Raw genomic sequence first — 1,299 nt, 5'->3', positions numbered from 1 at the left:
CATGGCATTCAGCATACGCCGAGCCATATGGCCTCAATTTAACGTTGCCCGATTTCACCGCAGCTTATGGGCCGTGCAAGATCATTGTAAACTTTGATGTGAAGTATTTCCTGGCGAATGGGGCGCTGGTGAAGCAAGAGAGCGTGAATGGTGGAAATCAACAGATGGTGTTTATGTCCGGTGGATCGTATAGCATCGATTTTGATTCAGCGGGATTTTATAGTTATCCAGAGTTCTATTTTGGTTGGGCGATGGAGGTGTTTGTACAGCCAGGGAACGGTAGCCTCATTTCGGTCGGCTCCATTAATAAAGGTGTCTATCCAATATCAAATCCATCGTGGGAATTACGTGGCAAAATCCCCTGCAGTGAAGATGAAAGAATCACGCGAGATTACTTTCTCGGTTCCCCATATCATAATGTCACTGTTTCAAATTTAGCTGGCAGCAACCAGCTGCGTTTGAGCAACCAGACGTTATTGAATGCAGCGCAGGTCGATTTGTACTACCGTCCGCAGGGGAGCACCGGTGCCTACAGCAAGTTGCCAACCAGTGTGATGCCTGGGCAAAGTGGCACGTATGTGGCCAACATGGCCGGCCTGAACGGCACCTACGACATGATGTTGGTGTCCACCGACAAGGATGGCAAAGTACTGCGTAACGATAAACTGACGGTCAATCACACGGCAGCAGGTGGATCGGTGACGCGTACCAGCGGCGTCACCAATAGCCCGATCATTGAAGGTGGTGTGATGCATTTGGCTGGTCTGCAACTGACCAGTAATGGCAAGCTGGCGACCTCGTTGATTTATACGGCCTTGCCATCAGGAACACCGGTCACCATCAATGCCCGTAATGGCATCCCGGGGCTGTTCGATATTCCAGTCAGTACAGGTGATGCGCAAATCATAGCCATTGATGCCAATGGCAATCGCGACACCTTGATTGCCCAAATCAATACTGCCACTGCCACGGCAAGCTTAAAGGCGGTCAGCGTCGCTGATTCGACACTGGTGTTCCGCAATCTGTCCAAGGACGCGACGCAACTGACGATTCGCTATCGTCTGGCAGGCGCGTCGACCTGGCTGACCAAGACCTTGACACGACCTGCCGGTTCAGTCGCCGACTGGAATTGGGATACGCAAGCCGATGGTCTGGTGCCGGATCGCACCAAGGCCTATCAGTACGAGGTGCAATTCGATGCGTATGACAGCGACGGCAGCAAGGTCAACAACGGTACGGCCAGTATTACGGCCGGCGCGATTCCTGGCGGCACTTACACTACCCCGACCATTACCGGCT

1 protein-coding gene is annotated in these 1,299 nt (G+C 52.6%); it reads left to right on the top strand.

Annotated features, from left to right (window positions below):
* A partial coding sequence (locus tag AKL27_RS28290) for a hypothetical protein (protein ID WP_198156112.1) occupies positions 1-1,299 on the top strand: 1,299 nt, incomplete at both ends.

The organism is Herbaspirillum autotrophicum, assembly GCF_001189915.1.
Lineage (GTDB): Bacteria > Pseudomonadota > Gammaproteobacteria > Burkholderiales > Burkholderiaceae_D > Herbaspirillum > Herbaspirillum autotrophicum.
Note: the sequence above shows the minus strand (reverse complement) of the source record. Positions and strands in the feature narration are given on the sequence as shown.